Genomic DNA, 24963 nt, shown 5'->3' on the forward strand with positions numbered 1-24963 from the left:
CAAAAACAAACGGGAAGCTCCAAGGCTAAACTCAGAGAGGTAACACAATGAAAAAACTGTTTATCGCGTTGATGACCACGACCGCCGCCATGTCACTGGCGGCGTCGGCGCAGGCCGCCGACAAGTTGAAGGCATGCTGGGTCTACACCGGCCCGATCGGCGATTTCGGCTATTCCTACCAGCACGACCAAGGCCGCCTCGAGGTGGAGAAGGCGCTCGGCGACAAGGTCGAAACCGCCTATCTCGAGAACGTCTCGGAAGGTCCCGATGCCGATCGCGCTTTCGAGCGTCTGGCGCGCGAAGGCTGCAAGATCATCTTCGGCACCTCTTTCGGCTTCATGGACCCGGAAGTGAAGGTCGCCAAGAAGTTCCCCAAAGTGATGTTCGAGCACGCCACCGGCTACAAGACCGCTGACAATCTCGGCATCTACAATGCGCGCTTCTATGAAGGCCGCTACGTGCTCGGCCAGATCGCCGCCAAGGAATCGAAGGCAGGGGTCGCCGGCTATATCGTTTCCTTCCCGATCCCCGAAGTGGTGATGGGCATCAACTCCTTCATGCTCGGCGCGCAGTCGGTCAACCCGAACTTCAAGGCCAAGATCGTCTGGGTGAACTCCTGGTTCGATCCGGGCAAGGAAGCCGACGCGGCCAAGGCGCTGTTCGACCAGGGCGCCGACATCATCGTCCAGCACACCGATTCCACTGCGGCACTGCAGGTGGCGGAAGAGCGCAAGCTGCACGGCTTCGGCCAGTCCTCCGACATGATCAAGTTCGCGCCGAACGCGCAGCTGACCTCGCTGACAGACGAATGGGGGCCGTATTACATCAGCCGCGTTCAGGCAGCGCTCGACGGCACCTGGAAGCCTGACAATGTCTGGCTCGGCATCAAGGACGGCGCCGTCAAGCTGGCGCCCTTCACCAACATGCCGGACGATGTGAAGGCGATGGCCGAGGCAACCGCCAAGAAAATCGCAGATGGCTGGAACCCATTCACAGGACCGGTCGCCAAGCAGGACGGCACGCCGTGGCTCAAGGACGGCGAAGTAGCCGACGACGGCACGCTGCTCGGCATGAACTTCTATGTGAAGGGCGTCGACGACAAGTTGCCGCAGTAAGTATCGGAAACGCAAAAGAGAAGGGGCGCCGCCCGGCGCCCTTTTTCACTTCGCGGGCTGCACGCTTCGACTGCGAAACCGCGCCGAGGGCTGTGCCAAAAATCCGAGGGCGCCGGGAGGCGCCCTTTTTGGTAATTTTCTAAACCGCCGAGCCGTAAAGGTCGTAGGCGTCGGCGCGGTCGATCTTGACCGTGACGATGTCGCCTTGGCGCAGCGGACGGCGCGACTGGATGTGCACCGAGCCGTCGATCTCGGGTGCGTCGTATTTGGTGCGGCCCTTGGCCGAGGTGCCGTGCGCCTCGTCGATCAGCACCGGCAGGCGCTTGCCGACCTTCTTGGCCAGTTGCGTCGCCGAGATCTTCTGCTGGCGCTGCATGAAGCGGTGCCAGCGCGCTTCCTTGATCTCCTGCGGCACTTGTTCGAGGCCGAGATCGTTGGAACGGGCGCCTCTGACCGGCTCGTATTTGAAGCAGCCGGCGCGGTCGATCCTGGCTTCGTCCAGCCAGTCGAGCAGCATCTCGAAATCCTCGTCCGTCTCGCCGGGAAAGCCGACGATGAAGGTCGAGCGTATCGCGAGGTCGGGACACACCTCGCGCCAGCCGCGAATGCGCTCCAGCGTCTTTTCGCCATGGGCTGGACGGCGCATGTTCTTCAGCACCTGCGGCGAGGCGTGCTGGAAGGGGATGTCCAGATAGGGAAGGATTTTTCCATCCGCCATCAGCGGGATGACATCGGCGACATGCGGGTAGGGGTAGACATAGTGCATGCGTACCCAGATGCCGAGCTTGCCCAGCTCCTCCGACAGGTCGAGGAATTTCGCCCGCACTTCGCGGTCGCCGAACATCGACGTCTGGTACTTGATGTCGATGCCGTAGGCGCTGGTGTCCTGCGAGATGACCAGCAATTCCTTGACCCCGGCCTTGGCCAGCTTCTCGGCCTCGCGCAGCACATCGGCCGCCGGGCGCGAGACGAGGTCGCCGCGCAGTGCGGGAATGATGCAGAAGGTGCAGCGGTTGTTGCAGCCTTCGGAAATCTTGAGATAGGCGTAGTGGCGCGGCGTCAGCTTGACGCCTTGCGGCGGCAGAAGGTCGATATAGGGATCGTGGCTGGGCGGCGCCGCCTCATGCACCGCGGCCATCACGCTCTCATAGGCCTGCGGGCCGGTGATGGCGAGGACGTTGGGGTGCTTCTCTCGGATGACGTCCGGCTCGGCGCCGAGGCAGCCGGTGACGATCACCCGGCCGTTTTCCGAAAGCGCCGAACCAATGGCGTTGAGCGATTCGTCGCGGGCTGAATCGAGAAAGCCGCAGGTGTTGACGACGACAAGGTCGGCGCCGTCATGCTTGCGCGCGATCTCATAGCCTTCGGCGCGCAGGCGCGTGATGATGCGCTCGGAATCCACAAGCGCCTTCGGGCATCCAAGGCTGACGAAACTGACGCGAGGCGCAGACATGAGAAAACATTCCGGGTTTTTTCGGGATCGGCGGCCAGTACCACACTTATTGCGGCATTGGTATGGGCAGCGGCTGCGGCGAACGCGACCACTGCCTCCGGCAGATACCCGTACTATACAGAAGCTGTAGGACCGGCAGCGTCAGCTCACCACAGGACTGACATGCGGCCAGACCTCGACGAGGCCGCGATAGACCATATCGATCGCGACGTAGAGAATGATCAGCAAGCCGACATAAGCGATCCAGCGGTGGCGGTGCAGCAGCTTGGCAATGAAGCTCGCGGCCAAGCCCATCAAGGCGATCGACAGCACCAGGCCTATGACAAGCACCGGAAAATGATCGCGCGCCGCACCGGCGACCGCCAGCACATTGTCCAGCGACATCGAAACATCGGCGACGACGATCTGCAGGGCCGCCTGGCCGAGCGTCTTGCGCGGCGCCTTGCCCCCCACCGTTCTGTCGCTGTTGAGGTCGGAATCGGACAGCGCCTCGGTCGCCTCGAACTCGTCGGCATGCGACGTCCGCAGCTCGCGCCACATCTTCCAGCACACCCACAACAAAAGGATGCCGCCGGCCAGCAGCAGGCCGACAATGGCAAGAAGCTTGACGGTGACGGCGGCAAACAGGATGCGCAGCACAGTCGCCGCCAACACGCCGATCAGGATGGCTTTCTTGCGCTGCTCGACCGGCAGGCCGGCGGCGGCAAGGCCGATGACGATGGCATTGTCGCCGGCAAGCACCAGATCGATGGCGATGACCTGGAGGAGAGCGGTCATGCTTGCAGCGCTGAAAATGTCCATCGACCGGAGCCCCTTGCTGTATCGGCGTGTTCGTCGTCGGATATGCCGACGCCCTAACGTGTATGGTTCCCGCGCGTCAAGAGACTGCCGGCGCGATTCCAGGAAAAGTCCCTAGCGGTTTCCCGCCCCAAATCAAGCAAAAACAAAGAGTTAGAGTGAGTCAGCTGCTCTATAAAAAGCTGAACCGCTCTAACGGCCGACGCTGAAAGCCACGGGAATACGGAAGGTCGTTCTGCCAGAGAGAATTCTGGTCGCAGCGAATTCAGTCGTAGAGATTGTACTTCGCCCAGTCGGCTTCCGGAATCTCGTCGCCGATGCGGTAACGGAACTGCAGGACCTCCATATGGTCCGGCGCCGTCTCGCATTTGAACTTCAGCCGGTACCACTGTCCCTTGCTGCGGAAGGCAGCACCCGGGCTGCGGATGACATCGGCTTTCATTTCCGGCGTCGCGAAGGCGTAGGCGACGACGCGGTCTGCCTTGTACTTGTGGTCGTCATGGCTGATGCGGTCGAGCACTTCGGCGTCGCATCTCTGCTCCAGCCGGGTCTCCGGGTCGAGTTTCAGCAGGCCGGCGCGCAGGGCGGCGTCCATCGCGTGGGCGGGCGAGGCCAGCGTCACCGAGGCCAGCGCCGCAAGGAATAGTTTTTTCATGGGCGGGAGAACGACCATAACTCGCGTGAAAAATCAACCGGAGTGCCATTTTGGGGCAGCCGGATATGCGCGGAAATCGTCGTTGGCCGGGCAGGGTGTCTTGGCGCAGCCGCTTTGACACGTCGCCGGCGCCATTCTTAATTGTCCGGGCTGCCATGCACCGATTGCCTGTTTCGCCGTCTTTCCGCTTCTCGCGATCGCGGCAGCCACCGCCACGGCCGCAAGGCGATATAGGCAGCGAGGAAGGTTCTCTGTGCAAGGCCGGCCTCGCTGTGCCAGACCTCCCTTATCCCCGCCGCCCTCAATGCCCTTCGTTGGGTGCTGTTGCGTTCCCAGCGCCGGCTGATGCTGCCCGCCCGATAGTATTTGTGGCAGAGCACTTGCGGCACGCGGACAAAGCCGCCGAGCAGCGACAGATGCAGAAGCCAGGTCCAGTCGGCGCTGAATTCGCCTTGGCTGTTGGGCTTGATCCCGCCGCTGCGGTGGAACGCCCAGGCCCTGAATACCCCACGGTTGGGGACCCACCATCCATGCGGCTGGCGCGCCATCGCCCGGCCACGCGCAAAACCGTCCTGCAAGCCCTCCAGCAGGTCGAACTTCCACGTGGCACTTTCGCCGCTGACTTCGATCACTTCGACATCGCTGAACGACAGTACGGCCTCGGGATTGGCATCGAGCGCCCGCACCAGCGCCTCGATATAGGTTGGATCGATGACGTCGTCATGGAAGGCAAAGAACATCAATTCGCCGCTGGCATTGGCCATCAGATCGTTGGAGTTCTTCAGCCATCCCAGGTTTTTGTCCCGGCGCAGGATACGGACATCGTCGCGGCCGCCGGCGAAGGCTGAAACGATCTCGAATGTCGCGTCGGTCGAATTGTCCTCCCCGACCAGGATCTCGATATTGTCCCAGGTCTGCGCGGCGAGGCTGTCCAGCGTACGCGAAATGAATGCCGCCGAATTGTAGCATGGCACCAGCGCCGTGACCTTCGGCCGCCAGCCGGATCGAAGCTGGACTTGTTTCTGCGCTACCTGCTTCGCGCCGCCCTGTTCTGTCTCACCCATTCACTCGATCCCGCAGATTTGCCGCGCCAGCCTGTCGGCAAGCCACGGCGCCGTCGAATATTTACCTGTGTCGACCGAGATGTAGTTGCCCAGGCGGTTGACCCCGAATTGGTCGCGGCGATGGATTGTGGCTTTTGGGTCGCTGAGCGAACCACGGCCTTGCGCAAACACGAAGCCGCCGCGTACCTCAAGCTCCTCGGCATCGTCGAACATGCTGGAAACAACGGGCACCAACCGAGTGAGCGTGGCGCGAACGTCGCCGATGAACCGCTGTCGTGCGTCGGCATCGAGCGCTTGTGGCGTTTCAATCGACAATTCGCCACTCTCCGCAAGCAACCCGCTCGGGTACCAGGAGAGATAGAAGTTGCGCCCGTCATAGTTTTTTATGTCGCCGAACGGGCCAAGGGCGACGACCGCGCACGGCACATCGACAGGCTGGCTGGTGCGGCCGAACAGGCAAAGCCTGTAGCGGTGCGACCATCCGGGAACCGGCTCGATGCCGGCCGTGCGGTCGACAGCCAGCCGCCCCTCCCAAAGGCAATTGACGACGATGTCGAACGCCTCACTTTTTTCGCTTGCGACCGCCACGCGCCATTTCCCGTCAATTCCGTCCACCGGCTGTGCCGACAGGACTTTGGACGCCATCCGCAAGCTGATATTGGGTTCACCCCGAAGCGCCGCGCAAAGCCGGTCGGCAACCCATCGCGTGTTGACGGATCGCTCCGGCACCTGGAAGCCGCCGACGATCTGGTCCGAGTTGGTGACATCGGCCAATTCAGTTTTGGAAAGCCGATTCGATCGCGCCGCCGATACGTCGGCAAGGTAGCTGGTGGCGTCAGCGTGGCTGCGCACCAATACATCCACACGTTCAAAGATCGCCCCCAGCGCCTCGACAGCGACGATCGAGTTGCGATGGACCAGATAAAGATCTTCCGAAAAGGTCGTGTGCGCTTCCAGATTGCTTCCGATCAACTCGGAAACAAGCCTGCCGAAACGCAGTCCTCCCGAAACCAGATGCCGGGCGGTCAGCAACGAGGGATCGTTCCCGTAGAGATAGCCGAGATGAATCTTGCCCTCGTTCCAACGGCTGGCGCAGGCCATCGGCTCGCTCTCCTTGTCGAAGAGGGACACCGCGTAGCCTCTGCGGGCCATCATGAGAGCGAGGCTGGCGCCCATGATGCCGGCGCCGAGAATAGCCATTCTGCCGCGAGGCGCTGTCATGTCCTGGCGCGCATCGCGGCCTCTCCCTTCGCGATGAGTGTCATCAGGGGTTCGATACGTAGTTTTCAGGGTCGTATTCGGTATCGCAGAAAACCAGCAAAGCCGGGTTCTCGCCTTCATAGGTCTGCAGCGCCCACACCGCGGCATCGACCAGCACCGCGCGGTTCGATGCGGTGAGCGTCAGCCGTTCGACCTGTTCCTGGTAGCGAAATTCGATGCCGATCTCGCCCGACAGCTGCATCATCAATTGCCGGCCCGAGCCGTGTGCATGTCCGCCCCGCGACGTGCCGCGCGGCGCGGTGACGATGAACGCCCGCACGGCTTGGAAATTGTAACCGCTGAACTCGATAGCGGTCAAGCATTCCCCTGGGATCGCTATGTAACGAAGTGGGGATCTCGGTGACCTTGCCGCCAAAGAACGTTCGATGCTGCATAACGTAAGCCCGCCAGATGCCGGTCGAAATTTACCTCAGACTAGCGCTTATATCAAAAGACAGGGAATACAACCACTTAGGCGGTGTTTGGGAACACTGCAGCGGATCGATGTCGAGCTCGGCCTCAGGCCGATAGGTGCCGACTACCGAAGGTCGCCGCGCCGTCACGACTTCTGAGTCGCGGCCGAAACCACGGCTTAAGACCTTGGTCCGAGCGGTCTAGGACCTTTGAGTTCGGAAGGCCGGCCGGTCCCAACGAGGGTGATCTACTTCAGCAATTTCAAAGAGTTATGCTGGTTGGCGTTTCGCCGGCCGGCCGCTTCGTTCTCGCAATGAAAGCACAGCTATATCCAAGTTTACCCTTTGTGTTAGCGATTCCTCATGTTGCCCGCTATAGCGGTTAGTGGCGGTGGCAATCTCGGAGGTAGTTATGACATCCCGAAAGACCCTTTTTGCTGCATTTGCGGTGTTCTCGCTTCTGGTGTCGCCGGCCCTGGCTGCTGCTGGTGGCAACGGCCATGGTAACGGCCATGGCAATGGTAACGGTAACGGTAATGGCAATGGCAATGGCAATAGCGGAGGAAACGGTAATGCTGGCGGCAATGGCGGAGGCGGCGGTTCGCTCGGCAAGTCGGCATCCGCCAAGGGCCAGGTCGCCAAGGCCGCTACCGGTTCAGTGTCCAAGGAAAAGAATATCCATGCCAAGCTGGGCCGATTGAACTCACTGCAGCGCAACGCCAACGCCTTTATGCACTCCAAGAGCAAGAACTTCGCTGGCGTGCAGGCTTTTGTGACACAGTCGGCAATAGCCAAGAACGCTCAATCGGCGCTCGATGCCGCTAATCAGGCGGTTGCCGACGCCAAAGCGGCGCTCGACGCGCTGAATGCGAAAGCGGCTGACCCGAATACCCCGCCCGAAGATGTCCCGACGCAGGCCGACCTCGATGCAGCACAGGCAGCGCTCGATGACGCCACCCAGGATGCGGCCGCTGCTCAGACCGCCGCCACAGCTGCCGCTGCCAACGTCCCATCGATCGATGCAGCCCTTGCCCAAATGGCCAACAAGCCCGTTGACCCTGAGGTGACAGATTGGGCCAATAGCGTACTTGCCGACAGGATCGACCAAGTAGCCGCCAAGCTGGCGCCGGCCGCGCCTTAAGGCCCCATGCGGCGGCAGCGATCCAATCGACGATAAGCCGTCGGGTCCGCCCGGCGGCTGCACCTTTCTCGCCTATCTGCAGCGTTGGTCCCAATGCAGGTCCGAGATTCTGGTCATGGCTATTTTGCGAAATCTCCAGCCGGGCCGCCGTCCTCAAGGCTGAATTCATGCGTGCTTCGCGCATCTTCATCGACCACACGAAACCAATGCTCCTGAAGCGCTCTAGGCGACACCCTTTGGCCCGTGACCTTCTCTACCGCAGATAACGGATCATCGGCGCTCGTGGCCTGAGTTGAGACACACTCCTCTCCATGCCACTCTTCCACCTGGTACTCTGGCATGCCGGCCTACCTACCGCTCCCCAGAGCCTTCGCTTCCCGCTCCAGCGTCTCGCGTCGGTTGCCGTGCTTCGCGATCGATTCCTTGACCTGCTGCGGGGTGATGCCGGCCTTGGTGGCGAAATACTCGACTTCATAATCCTCATCGGCAGAGACGCGGTCCCGATCGCGGAAGTCCGTCTTCGTTTTGTCGTCGGCCATTTGCTTTGCTCCTGGTTGAATGATCAACCGCAACGTGCAGCCGCAGCCTTTTGTTGCAGCGGAGCCCGGATTTCCGAAACGGTCACATGGGAAAACGGCCCTCAGTCGCAGGAGGTGCTGGTGTTGCTGTAACTTTGAACGGAACGGTTCTTCTCCTTGACGGTTGTGACGTGAAGGAGATGCCTCATGTTTGAAAGTGTGATGTGGTTGATCGTCGTTGCTGGTGGGCCACTGTTGCTGGCCGTATTGATGGCATACGTTCTTATGACCCGACGCCACCGTGGTCCTGCAGAACGCATGGAAAGCGACCGCGCGACCAAACGGCTCTATCGCCAGGACGAACGTTGATCCTGAGGCTGGCGCAACGTTTGCGCTCACGCTGGCCCGCTGCCTCGCGGTGGCAGGCTTCTTCGTTTTAGGAAGTTAGGAATAACTTAGGAAAGATTTGGCCCTCTTTGAAAATACAGAGGCAATTCAGCACGGTAGCCAAATATCTGGCGGAGGGAGTGGGATTCGAACCCACGGTGGGCTTGCACCCACGCCGGTTTTCAAGACCGGTGCCTTAAACCGCTCGGCCATCCCTCCGTCGTGATTTTCAATCATTCAGGAACATCAACCGACCCAGTGAACGACAGTTGGTATCAAATGATACCTATGCTTCCGGACCAGCTTGCGGTTCATTTCTCTAGAGCGTTGCCCGGCGCCAAGTCAACCATCGGCGCTGCCATGGATAACAGGGGGTGGCGTTCGGTGCCCGAACGGAGCTGCGAGCCCGTTTTTTTCGAGCGCAAGGGCTCTAATTGCGATCCTTGCTGCCGACCTGCACCAGTTGCAGAAGGCCCAGCACGACAAGTGCGAGCACAGTTGCCAAAGCCGCGATCTGCCAGAACCCGAGCCCAACCGCCAGGCCTATGGCGCCTGCCAGCCACATGCCCGCCCCAGTGGTAAGCCCTTGAACCTCGCCCTTGGAGAAGAAGATCAAGCCCGCGGCCAGAAATGCCACGCCGGCAGTCGTGGCTTCGATCAAGCGGATAGGATCAATGGCGATTTCCTGACCATCGAAGACGTGAAGATGAGTAATCTCGATCGTGAGGATGGCAATTAGAGCCGTCGCAACACAGACTAGGATGTGTGTCCTCAATCCGGCCGGCCGGTTACGCCATTCGCGTTCGATCCCAACGATGGAGCCAAGGACGGCGGCGAGCAAAAGCCTGGCTGAAATTACGGAAAAGGGCAGCCACGTCTGTTGCCCGAAACGTTCAATGAATTCATCCATGAGGCGCAGAACGTATCTCGGGTCGGTCGGTTCCAGGCAGCCGCGCTTCATGCCACAGGTTCACTTCCAGACTCCAAAGGACAGAGGTCTCGGATGCCTCCTCACAGGCGCCCGACCAGCCCGGGACCTGGCCGCCACATTCCTGCCCGGTTCCGGACACAATCGATTAATACGCTGATAAACAATTCCTGCGCACAAGGGATGGGGATTGGCGCGTCGCAGGCATTGCTCATCTGGCTCCGCCGAAATTCTAGAAGCGGCGCCTGTGTCGAGACGGTAGGGGACATCGGAAAACATGCAGACCACGACGCATCGGCGTCTTCGTCGCGCTCCTGCTTTGGTGTTGTGCGCTCTTTCGGCTGCGTTGCTGGCCGCGTGCGCGTCGCCGCAGTCCGAGCCGAAAGCCATGGTCTACAAGAAGCCTCGCTCGAAGGAATATTTTGCCGAGACCGAATACGGTGTGAAGGCCAGCCCGCGCGTTCAGTACATGCGGCGCGGCGGCGGCCGCGACCAGTTGGGCAAGCCCTATCAGGTGCGCGGCAAGTGGTATTACCCCAAGGAAGACAAGCGCTACGCCAAGGTCGGTCTCGCCTCCTGGTATGGCGATGCCTTCCACGGTCGTCTCACAGCCAATGGCGAAGTCTACGACATGACCCATCTGACGGCGGCGCATCCGACCATGCCGCTGCCAAGCTACGCCCGTGTCACCAACACCGAGACCGGAAGCTCGGTCATCGTGCGCGTCAACGACCGCGGCCCCTATCACGAGGGACGCATCATCGATGTCTCGGAACGCGCCGCGCAAATGCTCGACTATGCCAAGGTCGGCACGGCCAGGGTCAAGGTGGAATATATCGGTCGCGCGCCGCTCGACGGCGACGACGACCAATATCTGGTCGCCTCCTATCGCCCGGGCAACAACCGCCCGGACCCGTCCGATGGCTTGCCGACCGGCGTCATGGTGGCGATGAACGGACCTTCGCCGAGCCTATCTGTTGGCGCACCACCTGCCGCAGTGCCGTTTCCTGGTCAGTTGACGAATTCCGACACACAGCCAGTGATGTCGATGCAGGCACCGGGCTCAAGCGATGTGACGCTGCCGGAATTCGGGCCGATCGTGCCTCAGCGCCCGGAATCGCCCTTTGCCGTGGCTTCGCTCTCCTATGCGGATGCACGCATGCAGCGCGCCGACGTCTTTGCAGCGCTTGACGGCCAGGGCATGTCACCAGCCGACATCCTGCAATCGTGGAAGAAATCCAACCCGCAGGCGGCGCCTGCCGTTTCCGACTATGTCGCCGCCGGCTCCTTCGACGATGCCGCCGAGGCAAAGCGGGTGGCTGCGGCCCTAAAACCCTTCGGCAGGATAGAAATCCAGAGCACCGAGCTCGACGGCAATGACTGGTACGCGGTCAATCTCTATCCGGATGGCCACGGCAATGTCGACGACCTCTTGCGCGCGGCATGGTCGCATGGCGCGCCGGACGCGCTGGCTGTGCGCAACTGACCAACAAAGGCACGCCGGTTTTGTCATTGCGCGGTTGATCCGCCGGGAAGAAGCCTGATAGCGTTGCGGCAAGTTTCTGCCGGCTAACAGTCGAGCCTCTTCATGCGATTTCGCCTTTTCCACCCTTTTGCCGGGCTTTTTGGCCTTGGCTTCTTGCTTGCCGCGCTGGTTCCGGCCAACGCGCAGCTTTTCGAGACCAAGGCGACGCAGGCTTTCATGATCGATGCCGAAACCGGCACGGTGCTGTTTTCCAAGGATGCCGACCAACCGATCCCGCCGGCCTCGATGGCCAAGCTGATGACGATGGAGATGGTCTTCAACGCCATCAAGTCGAAGCGCATGAGCCTCGACGACACCTTCGTGGTTTCGGAAAATGCCTGGCGCAAGGGCGGTGCGCCTTCGGGAACGTCGACCATGTTTGCCAAGCTCAAATCGGCGATCCGGGTCGAGGATCTGATCCAGGGGGTCACCATACAGGCCGCCAATGACGGCTGCATGGTGCTGGCCGAAGGCATGGCCGGTTCGGAAGAGAATTTCGCGGCGCAGATGAACGATCGCGCCCGCCAGATCGGGCTCGCGAAATCGACATTCGTCAATTCGACCGGCCTGCCGGCCGACGGCCAGCAGACGACGGTGCGCGAACTGGCGCAGCTTGGCCTGCATATATGGCGCGAATATCCGGATCTCTATCTCTATTACGGCCGGGCCGATTTCACCTGGAACAAGATCTCGCAAAAGAACCGCAACCCGTTGCTGGCCATGGGCATCGGTGCCGATGGGCTGGCGGTCGGGTCGAGTGAGGCGGGCGGTTTCGGCATCGTCGGCTCGGTCAGCCATGACGGGACGCGGGTGATCGCGGCGATGAGCGGATTGGCCAACGACCGCGAGCGCGCCGAGGAAGCGCGCAAGCTGCTTGAATGGGGCGTCCGCTCCTTCGAGAAGACCGAGATTTTCGCCAGCAACGAAGTGGTCGGCGAGGCCCAGGTGTTCGGCGGCGCCAAATCCAGCGTAGCGCTGAAGGCAAAGGCGCCCATCGACGTCCTGCTGCCGATCGCCAACCGCGACAAGCTGACCGCCAGGATCGTCTATCAGGGGCCGGTATCGGCGCCGGTGGAGGAGGGACAGCCCGTCGGCGCGCTGCGCGTCTGGATCGGCGACACGCTGAGCCAGGAAACACCGCTTTTCGCCGCCGAATCGGTTGGCGTCGGCACACTGCCGCAACGAGCGTTTGATGCCGCCAGGGAACTGGCCGTAGGCTGGCTGCGTTGAGTTCCTGCGGCGTGGACCTTTTCTCGGGCGCGGACTAAGACACCAGCGCAAAGCAGGACAAAGGCCTTTCGATTGGCAAGCGGATTTTTCATCACCTTCGAAGGCGGCGAGGGCGCCGGCAAGTCGACGCAGATCGAGCGGCTGGCCCAGAAGATGCGCGCCAAGAAATACGATGTCCTCCTCACCCGCGAACCCGGGGGGTCACCCGGCGCCGAGGCGGTCAGGCACGTGCTCCTGTCCGGCGCCGCCGAGCCTTTCGGGCCGAAGATGGAGGCGCTGCTGTTTGCCGCCGCACGCTCCGACCATGTCGAGCAGGTCATCCGGCCGGCGGTGGAGCGCGGCTCCATCGTGCTTTGCGACCGTTTCCTGGATTCGTCGCGCGTCTATCAGGGCGTCACCGGCGGCCTCGATCCGGCTTTCATGGAAGCTCTGGAGGAGGTCGCCATCAACGGCATGATGCCGGACATGACGCTGATCCTTGACATTGACCCCGCCGAGGGCTTGCGGCGCGCCGCCGCGCGGCGTGGCGCCGAGGACGGTCCGGACCGCTTCGAAAAGGAGACGCTGGACATCCACCAGCGCCGCCGTGACGCCTTCCTGGCGATCGCAGCCGCCGAGCCGGACCGCTGCATCGTGATCGACGCGTCGGCGCCTCCCGCTGCGGTGGAGGATGTCATCACCGCGGTGGTGTTCGCCGCACTTGAGGCGAGGGCGCCCGCGCGCAACCGACAGGCGGCGCCCGCATGATCTTCGAACGCATCGCTCCCGAGCAGCACGACACGCTGGACGGTGTACCGGAGCCGTCCGAGACGCTGCGCCTGGTCGGCCATGAGCAGGCGGCCGCGATGCTCGCTGCCGCCTATCGCTCGGGAAAACTGCCGCATGCGTTGATCTTTGCCGGGCCGGTCGGCATCGGCAAGGCGACGCTTGCCTTTCACCTGGCGCACCATCTGTTGAAGCATCCGGCCTTCGACCAGGCGCCCGACATGTTTGCCGTTCCCGATCCGGCCTCACCGCTGTTTCGCCAGATCGCCACCGGGGCGCATCCCGGCGTGCTGCATCTGACCCGGCCGCTGAACGACAAGACCAAGAGCTTCAAGACGGTCGTCACCGTCGACGAGATCCGCAAGGTCAACCGCTTCCTGTCGCTGACCTCGCATGACGGCAGCTACCGGGTGGTGATCGTCGATCCGGCCGACGACATGAACACCAACGCCGCCAACGCCTTGCTCAAGAACCTCGAGGAGCCGCCGAGCCGCACGCTGTTCATCCTCATCGTCCATGCGCCGGGCAGCCTTTTGCCGACCATCCGCTCGCGCTGCCAGATGGTGCGGCTGACGCCGCTCGATGCCGGCAGCCTGATGAGCGTTCTGGAGACCGTCGAGCCGCCGCCACCTTCCGATCCTGCTGCGCGCGCGGCACTAGCGGAACGGGCAGGGGGCAGCGCCCGCAATGCGATCCTTCTGACCCAATATGGCGGGCTGGAGATTGCCGGCACCCTCGACGCCCTGGTCACGTCGGGCAAGAGCGACATCGCCGGAGCCTATCGCCTTGCCGAGGCCGTCGCCGGCCGCGACCAGGCGATCCAGTTCGACATCTTCAACCGCCGCGCGCTCGATCTGCTCTCCACCGGCGCCAGTGAAGCCGCGCTGGCCGGGGATCTCGCGCGGGCGAAAACGCTGTCCGACACTTGGCACGAGGCGCTGAACGCTATATCTGAGACCGATACCTACAATCTCGACAAGAAGCAGCACGCCTTGACCATGATCGACCGCCTGAATTCCGCAATGCGAATGTGACCGGATCCGGCCTCGGGTCGGGATGGCAATCGCCGTCTCGATGCGATATCCACCGCTCACACTCAATTTGGACATTCATGACGGTTCATTCATGTCACGCGACACATTCTACATCACAACACCGATTTTCTATCCGAACGGCAAGCCGCATATCGGCCACGCCTATACAGTCATTGCAACCGACGCGCTGGCCCGCTTCCAGCGCCTGGACGGCAAGGACGTGCTCTTCCTCACCGGCACCGACGAACATGGCCTCAAGATGCAGCAGACGGCCGAGAAGGAAGGCATAACGCCACTCGCGCTTGCCGACCGCAACTCGGCGATCTTCCGTTCGATGACAGAGGTCCTGGGCGGCTCGAATGATGACTACATCCGCACGACGGAACCACGCCACTACGAGTCGTGCCAGGCGATCTGGAAGGCTATGGCGGCCAATGGCGACATCTATCTTGACCGCTATAGCGGCTGGTATTCGGTCCGCCAGGAAGCCTATTTCGAAGAGAGCGAAACCACGCTCGGCGACGACGGCGTGCGGCGCGAGCCGCTTGGTTCGCCCGTCGAATGGAATGAGGAGGAAAGCTACTTCTTCAGGCTTTCCGCCTATCAGGACAAATTGCTTGCGCTGTACGAAAGCCAGCCCGATTTCGTCGGTCCGGCCGAGCGCCGAAATGAGGTGATGAGCTTCGTCAGGTCCGGCCTAAAGGACCTCTCGGTCTCGCGCACGACCTTCAATTGGGGCGTGCCGGTGCCCGGCGACGACAAGCATGTGATGTATGTCTGGGTCGATGCCTTGACCAACTACATCACCGCTGCCGGCTATCCCGACACCAAGGCCGAGCAATGGCGCTACTGGCCGGCCACGCACATTATCGGCAAGGACATCGTCCGCTTCCATGCCGTCTACTGGCCGGCTTTCCTGATGTCGGCCGGCATCGAACTGCCGAAGCGCGTCTTCGCGCATGGCTTCCTGTTCAACCGCGGCGAGAAAATGTCGAAGTCGGTCGGCAATGTCGTAGACCCCTTCACCATGGTCGAGCATTACGGCCTCGACCAGGTGCGCTATTTCTTCTTGCGTGAGGTGCCATTCGGCCAGGACGGCAGCTACAGCCATGACGCGATCGTCAACCGCACAAATGCCGATCTCGCCAACGGTCTCGGCAATCTGGCGCAGCGCTCGCTGTCGATGATCGCCAAGAACTGCGGCGGCGTGGTGCCGCATCGCGGCGAGCTGACCGAAGCCGACAGCGCGATCCTCGACCAGGCGGTGGAAGCGCTGGGTACCGCGCGCCAGGCGATGGCGGAACAGGGCATCCATCTCGCGTTGGCGGCGATCTTCGGCGTTGTGGCGGAAGCGGATCGCTACTTCGCCTCGCAGGCGCCCTGGGCGCTGAAGAAGACCGATCCGGCGCGCATGGAAACGGTGCTGTGGACGACCGCCGAACTGGTGCGGCGCGTGGCATTGCTGTGCCAGCCCTACATTCCGGGGTCGGCCGGCAAGCTGCTGGACCTGCTGGCGGTGCCGGCGGACAAGCGCGACTTCGCGCATGTCCATGCCGACTATGCGCTGGTGCCCGGCACGGCGCTGCCCGCGCCGGAGGGCGTGTTTCCGCGTTACGTCGAAAAGCCTGAGGCGAGCGCCTGATGCTCGTCGACAGCCATTGTCATCTCGACTTTCCGGATTTCGCCGAGGAGCGGGCGGCCATCGTCGCCCGCGCAAAGGCTGCCGGTATAGGTCGCATGGTGACCATCTCGACACGCGTGAAGCGGTTTGCGCAAGTGCTTGAGATTGCCGAGAGTTTCGACGAAATCTATTGCTCGGTCGGCACCCATCCTCACAATGCCGGCGAAGAGCTGGATGTGACGGCTGAGGACCTTGTGCGCCTGTCCGCGCACCCGAAGGTGGTGGCGATCGGTGAGGCCGGGCTGGATTATTTCTACGACAAGGCGCCACGCCACGCGCAGGCGCAGGGCTTTCGCACTCACATATCGGCCGCGCGCGAGACCGGGCTGCCGCTGGTGATCCATTCGCGCGATGCCGATGACGACATGGCTGCCATCCTCGAAGACGAAACAGGGAAGGGCGCCTTCCCCTTCATCCTGCACTGCTTTTCCTCGGGGCGCCGGCTGGCAGAGGTCGGCGTGGCGCTTGGTGGGTATGTGTCCTTCTCGGGCATACTGACCTTCAAGAACTCCGCCGATTTACGCGCCATCGCAGCCGATGTGCCGCATGAACGGCTGCTGGTCGAGACCGACGCACCGTATCTGGCGCCGGTGCCGTTCCGCGGCAAACGCAACGAGCCGGCCTATATGGCGCATACAGCCAAGGTGCTGGCGGAGACGGTCGGCGTTGGCGAAGCCGAGATCGCGACGCTGACGACGGCGAACTTCTTCCGGCTGTTCGGCAAGATGCCGCGGCCCGCCGGGCTCTGACGCATGAGCGACCGGCTGCGCCTCACCATCCTCGGCTGCGGCTCGTCACCTGGCACGCCGCGCATCACCGGCGATTGGGGCAATTGCGACCCGGCCAATCCGAAAAACCGGCGTACACGCTCAGCCGCGCTCGTCGAGCGGATAGCAGCCAACGGCGCCAGAACCACGGTCGTCATCGACACCGGGCCTGATTTCCGTGAGCAGATGCTGATGGCGGCGGTCCGGCGCATCGACGCCGTCGTCTATACGCATCCGCACGCCGACCACATCCACGGCATCGACGATCTGCGCGGCTACGTGCTGGAGCAGCGCCATTTGATCGATGTCCATGCCGACCAGCCGACCATGCTCAGGCTGCGCGAAGCGTTCGGCTATTGCTTCGAGACGCCGCTTGGCAGTTCCTATCCGCCGATCGTCAGGCCGCACATCATCGATCACGCAAGGGCGGTGACGATCGAAGGCGAGGGCGGTGCCCTCACGCTCGAGCCGCTGCCGCAGATCCATGGCGACATCATTTCGCTCGGCTTCCGCATCGGCGGGCTGGCCTACTGCCCCGATATAAGCGACTTCCCGGATACCACCGCCGAGCGGCTGCGCGGCCTGGAGATGCTGGTCATCGATGCCTTGCAGTACCATACCCATCCCAGTCATCTGTCGCTCGGTCAGGCGCTTGGCTGGATTGAAAAACTGGCGCCGAAACAGGCCGTGCTGACGCATATGCATGTGCCGCTCGACTATGCCACGGTGAAGGCCGAGGTGCCGGCCAACGTCACTCCGGCCTATGACGGCATGGTGATCGAAATCCCTTTATGAGACAGCATGATACGAGCAGATCTTTATAAGGACGTTCGGTTCTTCGGCGCGAAGATCAGCAGCGTTCCAATCCGCTCATAGCCCATGCGGGGATAAAGCAGCGCTCCGGCACGCGTCGCCAACAGCATCGAGCACCGCGACCCATGCGCTTTGTCGTCATGCAGCATTTTGGCCATCAGCGCCTGGCCGATGCCTCGACGCCGGTGCGAAGGCTCGACAAACATTGCCGAGCACCATGTGGCGCCGACGGCGTCTATGCTGCGCACACGCCCGACGATGGCGTCGCCATCGAGCGCCACATACTGGCGAAACGGCGCATCGTCGCCGAGTTGATCGTCTGGAAGTGGCCGCCTGCGTATGACCTTTCCCAGTTGTGCAGCGCGTTCAGCCGTCCTCACGCGTTCGATAGAGACGATTGCTGGCGGGTCTGGAATTTGGCGCAGCGACTGGACGAAAAAGCCTTCCGTCCGCAGCAGCCGGTAGCCGAGCGCCTTGTAAGCAGTTCGCGTCGGTTCGTCCGGGCCGTCATTCGCGATCACGACCGAAACGGCAAAGCTTGGCCGCGCATGCTGCCGCACGATGGCATCGGCTTCCTCGGCGGCGACGTCATGGACGATCCATTCTTCGCCACGGTAGTCTCGTGCATTCTTGCGCTCGGCATCGCGCATCAGCCACAAGGGTCCGACGCGGCTGGCCTCGTAGGGAAAGGAACGGCTCTTATCGGTACTGAAGCCGTGCACGAACACTTCGATCGCCGCTTCGATGTCACGCTTTCCTGTCGTCATCGACACAGCGTAGCGTTGGCCAACGGCTCAAGACAACACGCGTCGATCATGCCAAGCCCTATGAAAGTCCGCGTCCTTTCCCAGCTGCCCTGATGCATAAGTTCCATAATCTATCTTATGCGACTTTCATATGTGGCTGCTGCTTCCATTAGGGGCGTGCCAATATACGCCCTGCTGACTGAGATGCAGGCCGGCGGCTCTGATTGCTTGGCGGGAGGAACGTTGACGAAGCAGTGGCGAAAATCGCGCACCAGGGGAAGCGCCTCATCGAAATGGGTTTCGAGCAGCCAGTGGCCGGCGCCGCCGATGAGATGAAGTTCTGCTTCCGGCAAATCGCGGTGGTAGGCATGCGCCGATTGTGCCGGCATGTAACCATCCTCGGGGCCCCAGACAATGAGCGTCTGCGGTTGGTGCTCGCGCAGATAGCTCTGATAGCGCGGGAACCAGCCGAGGTTCGCCTCCAGCTTCTCCATCAGGCCGACCGCGAGCCGCCGGCGGATCGGCGTGTCCATCAAAGGCCAGTGGAGTTTCCAAAGATCGGGAGGCACGCGCTCGGCTACAGCGTAATCCACCTCTCCGATAAACTCGTGCCGGAACCCCTCCTCGCTCACCGCCTCTTCCAACGGCCGGTGCTTTTCGGGCGTCTTTTCCTTCCAATAGGCTTTTATCCCAGCGTATTTCGGCCCGAGAACATCCTGGTATATATCGCCGTTCTGGATGATGAGTGCGGCGATGCGCTCGGGATGTGCGATGGCGTGGCGCAGTCCGATCTGAGAGCCATAATCGTGCAGCCAGAGCGCATAGCGCGACGTGCCGAGCGCATCGGCGAAAGCTGTCAGAAACCCGGCATAGGCATCGAAATCATAGCCAAAGTCCGACATTTCGGGCGTGGCGCTATAGCCAAAGCCGGGAAAGTCCGGTGCGAATGTATGCCAGCGATCGGCAAGTGCCGGCATCAACCGTCGGAATTGATAGGACGAGCACGGATAGCCGTGCGGCAGGAGAAGGACGGGAGCATCAGGCGGGCCGTCCTCGCGATAGAAGATGCTGTTTCCGTCAATGTCGATCCGGCGATGTTGCAATTATACCTCCTTGCTCAAAGCTTGCCCGCCACTTTGTTTACGGCGCTCGAGAAAGAAGGTTCCCTTGAAGTCAGGGCGTGACGGCTTCCGGCTCTCCATTGCCCGACAGGATCTGCAGCGTTCCGCGCGTGGCGTTGCGGAACGCATCGTCGAAACTGACGCCACGTACCTGCCAGCGATACTCCTTATCCTTGAAGCTGAGCCGCCAGTCGCCGACCCAGCCCAGCGCTTCCTGGCGCCATACCAAAGTGCCGGCAAGCAGGGCGTCCCCATCCAGCGTGTTGGCCACGTCGGCGAGCGCGACGTCGGACGGCCGAGGCAACTCCAGCGGCAAACCGGTCCGGTGCGCCGCGTCCGCTAGCGCAACGCGCATATCCGCCGCAAGCTCGCCGCCGCCATCGCGCACCAGCGTGAAGCCGTCGCCTTTCATCGGCCTTACATCCAGCAGTGCGACGATTTTTGGCCGCGGCACCGCCCACGGTTTGCGCCCGAGCGACGCCAGCAATGCATCGATCTTGTCCGGGTCGAAATCGGCGGTGATGTAATGCGGCCGGTCGTGGGTGCCCTGCTCGTCATGCGGCGGGCGGTTGTTGAGCAGGTCGCGGTAGCCGACACCAGTGACATAGTCGGCCGCGTGCCGGCTCATGTCCGCAACACGCGGGTCGCCGATCAGCCGCGGGTCGCCGGAAACCTTGACCAGCACCTCTTCAAGGCACGGCGCCAGGCCCCAGGCCCGGTTCTCCTCGCCAGTGCCGCTGGTCACCGATTGCGCGCGGTAGAGGCTGGCGCGGTCGATGTCGGCGGCAGCGACCGGAAAGACAATCAGCACAGCCAGCGCCGCTGCCACAAAGCCCAATTTCAAGCATCCAGGCACCCGCCGACCCTCCCGAAACGGTCCGGAACATCCGTTGGAGCCATACTCCTGATCATCAGGGAAATTTCAAGGTACCGCCCATCAAGGCGTATCGCCGACGATGCGCCGGTGTACGCCGTCCAGGCTCTCGGTGAGCGCCTCGAACACGTTTCTCGCCGTGAGTTCGCGAAGAACCTGTTCGTTGATGCCGCCGCGCGTCGCATAGTCCTGCGCCAGATGCATGAAGTCGGCATCCGGCGACATATCAGGAGCGCATCCCAAGGCTTTGAAAAGCGAGGCGATGTAATCGCGCCCCTTCCCTTCCTCGACGTCATTCCTCTTGAGCCAGCTGTTGATCGTATCGAGATATCTGAAGGAGCTGGCATAGGTTGCGGCGGCCACGCTCAACGCATTGAATTCGGCTGGGTTCTCGACCTCGATCACTTTCCCCAGATTGCCAAACAAGGCAGCGACAGTGGCATCCGGCGGGCAGATGATCGTTGCCCCCAGCCGGTGGGCAATCATCGGCATGGGCAGCGCTTTCGTCACCTGGTGCGCGGGTGCGGTCAAGCCGGCAATCTCCTCGCGCGGCAGCGTGGCGATCAAGCTGATGAGGTGATGCTCGCGCCGAAACCGCAAACCCGGCAGGACGTCATGCGCAATTTGCGGCCGGACAGCCAGCATGACTAGGTCGCATTGATCGAGAACCGCCTGATTGTCATCAGCGATACACACATCCGGATAACGGGCTGCCAGCTCTGCGGCGATCTCTTCATTGCGCGGCGACAGCAGCACGGAGACGGAGTTATCCGCGACGGATTTGAGCCCGCTGACAATGGCCGCTGTAAGGGCACCCGTGCCGATGAAGCCAAGTTTCATCGCGCCTGTCTCTGGTTCATCGGTCACAGCGGCGCATGCTCGAGCCGTACCTGATAGCTCAGCACGCGCTTTTCACCGGGCGCGATCAGCATCACGCCCGGCTTGTCCGCGAACTCGCCATCGAAATCCACGGGGCTGGCAAGCCCGTGCCAGGGTTCGATACACAGGAACGGAGCGCCGCCCGGCTTCGACCAGATGCCCAATTCCTTAAAACCCTGCCACGACATCTCGATCGCCGCACCGTTCGCGGCGGCATAGCGCACGCTGGTGCTGGCCGGCCGGTCGAGGATCACGGCGTCTGCCTCGAACAGCTGTTCGGAAAGCGCCAGCGTTTTGCCTTCGATGGGCGTCGGCTGTGGTGCAGCCACCACCAGGCCATCCTTCAGCCGGCGGATCGGCGCCGGCTCGTTCTGGGCAAAGGTCAGGTGGTAGTCTGTCTTGGCGAGCCCCGGCTGCAATGGCCAATTGAAAGCCGGATGTGCACCGATGGAGGCTGGCAGCGTCTCGTCGCCGGTGTTGGCAATCTCGAAGCTCACACCAAGTTCGCGACGCTCGAGCGTGTAGGTGATGGCAAGGCGAAAGGCGAACGGATAGCGCGTGCGTGTATCGGCATCGTCGGTCAACACCAGCGTGCAGGATCGGGGGCTCGCGTCAGCCCACACAAATGGCTTGTCGCGGGCAAATCCGTGCTGCGTCAGGGGATAGACCTGGCCCCGATGGCGAAGCTGGTCGCCGTTCAGCCGGCCGACGATCGGAAACAGCACCGGCGAATGCCGCCGCCATTCCGGCCCGGCCTGCCACAAAAACTCCAGACCCTCGGCATTGCGCAAGGAGACGAGCTCGGCCCCCTGCCCGACAATGGTCGCCGAAATGCCGTCGCCGTGAAGCGTCACTTGTTCCATGCGTTCTCGCGGAAAGCTGCGTGCGAGCGGCAGGTTAGCAAAAGCCCGCATGGACTCAAGGGCGCAGCGACATCGCGCTGATAGAGGAGCGATGTCTCGACGGCAAAAACGACGGTGGCCGGAGATTCTCCTCCGGCCACAGCGAGATCGAGATTGTTGCCCTGCTACGGTTCGACTATTCGCGCTCGCCGGTGAAATTCAGCAACAGCTGGAAGATGTTGACGAAGTTCAGGTACAGCGACAGCGCGCCGAAGACGGCGAGCTTCTGCTGCGATTCCGCATCGAAATTCTCCGCATACTGTTCCTTGATCGTCTGCGTGTCCCAGGCGGTCAGGCCGACAAAGACGGCAATGCCGATCACCGAGATGGCGAACTGCAGCGCGGTCGAGCCAAGGAAGATGTTGACGACGCTGGCGATCACCACACCGATCAGGCCCATGATCAGGAAGGACGAGAACTGGGTCAGGTCGCGCTTGGTCGTGTAGCCGTAGAGGCTGGTGGCGCCGAACATCGTGGCGGTGATGAAGAAGGTGCGCGCGATGCTGGTGCCGGTGAAGACCAGGAACACCGAAGCCAGCGACAGGCCCATCACCGCGCAGAAGGCCCAGAACATCAACTGGGCGCTCGCCGCCGACATCGTCTGCATCTTGAACGAGAACAGCAACACGAAGGCGAGCGGCGCCAGCATCACCACCCATTTCAGCGGGCTGGAAAAGATCGGCACGTAGAGGGCCGGCGTCGAAGCGACCACCATGGCGACGATGCCGGTGACGACGAGGCCGATGCCCATATAGTTATAGACGCGCAGCATGTGGCTGCGCAGGCCCTCGTCATAGACGGCGCCGGCGCGCGCGCCAGTGCCCATGCGGTATCCGAGGTCAGGGGTATTCATGCGGGTTCTCCTTATGTGGTCTCAGTAAAGTGTCCTGATCAGTAAAGTGTCTTGGCAAGCGTCTCGGCGGCGCGGTCGAGGTCGTGGACATCGCTGCGCGCGACGACCGCGTACGCGACCTCGCCGATCTGGAAATAGGCAGAGGAGATGTCGCCGGAGGGCGCGATGGCAGGCTTGACCACGTCGAAGGTTCCGGGCCGGATCGCAAACAGCGAGACCAGCCCCATATCCTTCGTCTCCAGCGCCACTTCGACGCTCGGCCCGAAGCGCGACGGATAGATCTGCACGTCGCGGACCTTCCAGTCCTTGGGCAGCGATGGCATGACGATTGCGGTGGCGGCGCGGATTTCGTCGCCATTGTAGTTGGGCGCCTCCAACTGCGAGGGCATCGCCTCGCGCATGAGCGTCGTCTTGTGCGCCCGGATCGCTTCTTCGACATAGGCGGGCGGCGGCGGCGAAGCCACGACCTTGGTCACCAGCAGCGGCCCGAAGAGGCCGTTCGCCAGCCAGCCGGCAGCGACAAAGACGGCGACCGCGGCCGCCCGCTGCAGCACGGCGAAGACGCGGCGACTGGCCAGCCCCCTGCCCAGCCGGCGCGCGACTTCAGTCGTCGCCGGCCGCGCCATGCCTGTGGAAGCAGCCAGCGCCAGGCGCAGTTCGTCGCGCGTCCTCAAGTCGGACATCACCCGCGCCGCAGCCTCCGGACGAGCCGACAGGAACGCCTCGACCTCGATGCGGCGCGCGACATCCAGCTGGTCGTCGACATAGGCGTCGAGATCGGTATCGGTCACCGGGTCCCGCAACAGGTCGGTCATGACGGGTCTCCCACGATCCTCAGATGGCTTTTGGCCGGCGAAGGTGCAGCGTTTTCCATCTCGCGCAGTGCTGCGCGCGCCCTGCCGATGCGCGACATCAGCGTGCCCAGCGGCACCCCGCTGGCGTCGGCGGCCTGCTGGTAGGAAAGGCCCTCGATGGCGACCAGATGCAGCGCCGAACGCTGCTCCTCCGGCAGACTGAAAAAGGCCTCGCGCACCTGCGCCAGGCGCACGGAATGTTCCTGCGGCGCCGGCGTGCTGGCATCGGTGAGATAGCCGGCCTGCTCGACGCGCACCGCTTCCGACCGGCGCGAGCGCATCTTGTCGATGAAAGCGTTGTGGACGATCGACAGCAGCCATGCCCGCAGATTGCCGCCCGAGCGGAATGTGTCGCGCCGCTCATAGGCGCGCACCAGCGCATCGTGCACCAGATCCTCGGCGTCAGTGCCGTCGCGCGTCAGCGAGCGTGCGTAGCGCCTGAGCGAACCCAGCTGTCCGACAATATCGAAGCGTGGCATCGACCGTTTCATGCCCTGTTTACGGAACAGGCGGGGATCTTAATCCATCGCCACCAAAACTTTTTTGCGTCGCCACAATAGGCATCATGCAATCAGAAGTCCGCTGCGCACTTACCCATCTCCCGTGCGGCAGATGTTTGCTCTATGATGACGATCTAGCCTTCTCCGTCGTTCCCGGGAGCAAAAGATGGCCAATGGTAGTCGTGTAACGGGTTTTGCAGCGTTGCCGGTCGTCGGCAGGGTGTTCATCATCTTTGGCATTGTCGGACTGATCGCTTCCGGCGTGCTGGCCATCGTCGAGATGTACGGCCCTCGTACCGCTTCGGCGACAGGCAGGATTGTCGCCAACGAATACAATCCCCGCATCGAGTTCTCGACCGCCGACGGCACCGTCATCCGCTTCAACAATGCCGTCCACAGCTCGTTCTGGGGTGATGGCGACAGCGTCCCTGTCGCTTACGACCCAACCAATCCGCAAAATGCCTCCGTCGACAGCTTCGCCGGACGCTGGTTCCTTGCCGGGCTGGCCGGCATGCTCGGCGGTTTCTCCCTGCTGACCGGCATCGGTCTCGCCGTGATTGGACGGGTGCTTATCCGGCGGATTGGAATGAACCCGTCGCCATAGCCGCCGACCCCTGCCGTACAGACAAAGCTTGGCGTAACGGTCCAGTACGCTAGCGGACTGGCGCAGATGGAAGCACTGGCGAA

The 24963-nt window shown here is 62.3% G+C and carries 27 protein-coding genes and 1 tRNA gene; 11 read left to right on the plus strand and 17 right to left on the minus strand.

The genetic code is table 11. The features are described from left to right. Positions 1–47: 47 nt before the first annotated feature. Positions 48–1115, plus strand: coding sequence for a BMP family ABC transporter substrate-binding protein (locus AC3CCE_RS19125; RefSeq protein ID WP_023668961.1), 1068 nt, complete (start codon positions 48–50; stop codon positions 1113–1115). A gap of 139 nt (positions 1116–1254) precedes the next feature. On the opposite strand, the gene rimO is transcribed toward AC3CCE_RS19125, so the two are convergent. From rimO to AC3CCE_RS19155, 6 genes are all read right to left on the minus strand, one after another. Further along, positions 1255–2568 (minus strand): 30S ribosomal protein S12 methylthiotransferase RimO, encoded by a 1314-nt coding sequence (gene rimO / locus AC3CCE_RS19130; protein ID WP_023691314.1) that lies wholly within the window; start codon positions 2566–2568, stop codon positions 1255–1257. A gap of 141 nt (positions 2569–2709) precedes the next feature. Next, a complete protein-coding gene (locus AC3CCE_RS19135) occupies positions 2710–3369 on the minus strand; it encodes a TerC family protein (protein ID WP_023682529.1) in 660 nt (219 codons plus the stop codon). Positions 3370–3631: 262 nt separating this feature from the next. Next, positions 3632–4039, minus strand: a complete 408-nt coding sequence (locus AC3CCE_RS19140) for a DUF930 domain-containing protein (RefSeq protein ID WP_352512010.1) — start codon at positions 4037–4039, stop codon at positions 3632–3634. A 119-nt stretch (positions 4040–4158) separates the two neighbouring features. After that, positions 4159–5085, minus strand: a complete 927-nt coding sequence (locus AC3CCE_RS19145; protein WP_352626260.1) for a glycosyltransferase family 2 protein — start codon at positions 5083–5085, stop codon at positions 4159–4161. Further along, positions 5086–6306: an FAD-dependent oxidoreductase gene (locus AC3CCE_RS19150; protein WP_352626261.1), complete on the minus strand. Its 1221-nt coding sequence runs from the start codon at positions 6304–6306 to the stop codon at positions 5086–5088. It lies immediately after the preceding gene. A 43-nt stretch (positions 6307–6349) separates the two neighbouring features. After that, entirely contained in the window at positions 6350–6664 is a 315-nt protein-coding gene (locus AC3CCE_RS19155) for a sugar 3,4-ketoisomerase (protein ID WP_352626262.1), read from the minus strand. Positions 6665–7170: 506 nt separating this feature from the next. On the opposite strand from AC3CCE_RS19155, the gene AC3CCE_RS19160 reads away from it, so the two are divergent. Then, positions 7171–7899, plus strand: coding sequence for a hypothetical protein (locus tag AC3CCE_RS19160; RefSeq protein WP_352626263.1), 729 nt, complete (start codon positions 7171–7173; stop codon positions 7897–7899). A gap of 347 nt (positions 7900–8246) precedes the next feature. Here AC3CCE_RS19160 and AC3CCE_RS19165 read toward each other — a convergent pair whose 3' ends face one another. Then, positions 8247–8438 carry a DUF3606 domain-containing protein gene (locus AC3CCE_RS19165; protein ID WP_352626264.1) on the minus strand — a complete coding sequence of 64 codons (192 nt, stop codon included), beginning with the start codon at positions 8436–8438 and terminating at the stop codon, positions 8247–8249. Positions 8439–8624: 186 nt separating this feature from the next. Between AC3CCE_RS19165 and AC3CCE_RS19170 the strand changes: the two genes are divergently transcribed. Then, positions 8625–8786, plus strand: a complete 162-nt coding sequence (locus tag AC3CCE_RS19170; protein ID WP_352626265.1) for a hypothetical protein — start codon at positions 8625–8627, stop codon at positions 8784–8786. A gap of 147 nt (positions 8787–8933) precedes the next feature. On the opposite strand, the gene AC3CCE_RS19175 is transcribed toward AC3CCE_RS19170, so the two are convergent. Together AC3CCE_RS19175 and AC3CCE_RS19180 are read right to left on the minus strand one after the other, a co-directional pair. Beyond that, positions 8934–9023 (minus strand) — tRNA-Ser (locus AC3CCE_RS19175). 211 nt (positions 9024–9234) lie between these two features. Beyond that, entirely contained in the window at positions 9235–9765 is a 531-nt protein-coding gene (locus AC3CCE_RS19180; RefSeq protein WP_488377180.1) for an MgtC/SapB family protein, read from the minus strand. Between the two features lie 244 nt (positions 9766–10009). Here AC3CCE_RS19180 and AC3CCE_RS19185 point away from each other — a divergent pair, with 244 nt between their 5' ends. The 7 genes from AC3CCE_RS19185 to AC3CCE_RS19215 all read left to right on the plus strand — a co-directional run bounded on the left by AC3CCE_RS19185 (position 10010) and on the right by AC3CCE_RS19215 (position 17529). Then, positions 10010–11218, plus strand: a complete 1209-nt coding sequence (locus AC3CCE_RS19185) for a septal ring lytic transglycosylase RlpA family protein (RefSeq protein ID WP_352626266.1) — start codon at positions 10010–10012, stop codon at positions 11216–11218. Between the two features lie 102 nt (positions 11219–11320). Continuing rightward, positions 11321–12487 (plus strand): D-alanyl-D-alanine carboxypeptidase family protein, encoded by a 1167-nt coding sequence (locus tag AC3CCE_RS19190; protein WP_023668950.1) that lies wholly within the window; start codon positions 11321–11323, stop codon positions 12485–12487. A 72-nt stretch (positions 12488–12559) separates the two neighbouring features. Then, on the plus strand, positions 12560–13234 hold the full coding sequence (gene tmk, locus AC3CCE_RS19195; protein ID WP_023668949.1) for a dTMP kinase: 675 nt from the start codon (positions 12560–12562) through the stop codon (positions 13232–13234). Next, positions 13231–14286 carry a DNA polymerase III subunit delta' gene (locus tag AC3CCE_RS19200; protein ID WP_352626267.1) on the plus strand — a complete coding sequence of 352 codons (1056 nt, stop codon included), beginning with the start codon at positions 13231–13233 and terminating at the stop codon, positions 14284–14286. Before tmk ends, AC3CCE_RS19200 begins: the two co-directional genes overlap by 4 nt. A 91-nt stretch (positions 14287–14377) precedes the next feature. Then, positions 14378–15928: a methionine--tRNA ligase gene (metG, locus tag AC3CCE_RS19205; protein ID WP_352626268.1), complete on the plus strand. Its 1551-nt coding sequence runs from the start codon at positions 14378–14380 to the stop codon at positions 15926–15928. Continuing rightward, positions 15928–16716 carry a TatD family hydrolase gene (locus tag AC3CCE_RS19210; RefSeq protein ID WP_352626269.1) on the plus strand — a complete coding sequence of 263 codons (789 nt, stop codon included), beginning with the start codon at positions 15928–15930 and terminating at the stop codon, positions 16714–16716. Before metG ends, AC3CCE_RS19210 begins: the two co-directional genes overlap by 1 nt. A 3-nt stretch (positions 16717–16719) precedes the next feature. Next, the gene (locus tag AC3CCE_RS19215) at positions 16720–17529 is read left to right on the plus strand and encodes an MBL fold metallo-hydrolase (RefSeq protein ID WP_023682541.1); all 810 of its coding nucleotides are present in this window, start codon (positions 16720–16722) and stop codon (positions 17527–17529) included. A gap of 23 nt (positions 17530–17552) precedes the next feature. Here AC3CCE_RS19215 and AC3CCE_RS19220 read toward each other — a convergent pair whose 3' ends face one another. The 8 genes from AC3CCE_RS19220 to AC3CCE_RS19255 all read right to left on the minus strand — a co-directional run bounded on the left by AC3CCE_RS19220 (position 17553) and on the right by AC3CCE_RS19255 (position 24267). Further along, on the minus strand, positions 17553–18314 hold the full coding sequence (locus AC3CCE_RS19220; protein WP_023824941.1) for a GNAT family N-acetyltransferase: 762 nt from the start codon (positions 18312–18314) through the stop codon (positions 17553–17555). 110 nt (positions 18315–18424) lie between these two features. Continuing rightward, positions 18425–19396, minus strand: coding sequence for an alpha/beta fold hydrolase (locus AC3CCE_RS19225; protein ID WP_352626270.1), 972 nt, complete (start codon positions 19394–19396; stop codon positions 18425–18427). A gap of 70 nt (positions 19397–19466) precedes the next feature. Continuing rightward, positions 19467–20243 carry a DUF2066 domain-containing protein gene (locus tag AC3CCE_RS19230; RefSeq protein WP_352512113.1) on the minus strand — a complete coding sequence of 259 codons (777 nt, stop codon included), beginning with the start codon at positions 20241–20243 and terminating at the stop codon, positions 19467–19469. Positions 20244–20351: 108 nt separating this feature from the next. Beyond that, positions 20352–21128: a pyrroline-5-carboxylate reductase gene (locus AC3CCE_RS19235; protein ID WP_352511982.1), complete on the minus strand. Its 777-nt coding sequence runs from the start codon at positions 21126–21128 to the stop codon at positions 20352–20354. A gap of 23 nt (positions 21129–21151) precedes the next feature. Beyond that, positions 21152–22030: an aldose 1-epimerase family protein gene (locus AC3CCE_RS19240; protein WP_352511980.1), complete on the minus strand. Its 879-nt coding sequence runs from the start codon at positions 22028–22030 to the stop codon at positions 21152–21154. Positions 22031–22205: 175 nt separating this feature from the next. Then, a complete protein-coding gene (locus AC3CCE_RS19245; protein ID WP_023710521.1) occupies positions 22206–22922 on the minus strand; it encodes a Bax inhibitor-1/YccA family protein in 717 nt (238 codons plus the stop codon). 38 nt (positions 22923–22960) lie between these two features. Continuing rightward, the gene (locus AC3CCE_RS19250; RefSeq protein WP_023741240.1) at positions 22961–23737 is read right to left on the minus strand and encodes an anti-sigma factor family protein; all 777 of its coding nucleotides are present in this window, start codon (positions 23735–23737) and stop codon (positions 22961–22963) included. Further along, the gene (locus tag AC3CCE_RS19255; RefSeq protein ID WP_488377181.1) at positions 23734–24267 is read right to left on the minus strand and encodes a sigma-70 family RNA polymerase sigma factor; all 534 of its coding nucleotides are present in this window, start codon (positions 24265–24267) and stop codon (positions 23734–23736) included. The genes AC3CCE_RS19250 and AC3CCE_RS19255 overlap by 4 nt, the downstream gene beginning before the upstream one ends. A gap of 175 nt (positions 24268–24442) precedes the next feature. On the opposite strand from AC3CCE_RS19255, the gene AC3CCE_RS19260 reads away from it, so the two are divergent. Beyond that, positions 24443–24880 carry a DUF3592 domain-containing protein gene (locus AC3CCE_RS19260; RefSeq protein WP_352511976.1) on the plus strand — a complete coding sequence of 146 codons (438 nt, stop codon included), beginning with the start codon at positions 24443–24445 and terminating at the stop codon, positions 24878–24880. Positions 24881–24963 lie beyond the last annotated feature (83 nt).

This window comes from Mesorhizobium sp. P160187 (assembly GCF_057766425.1).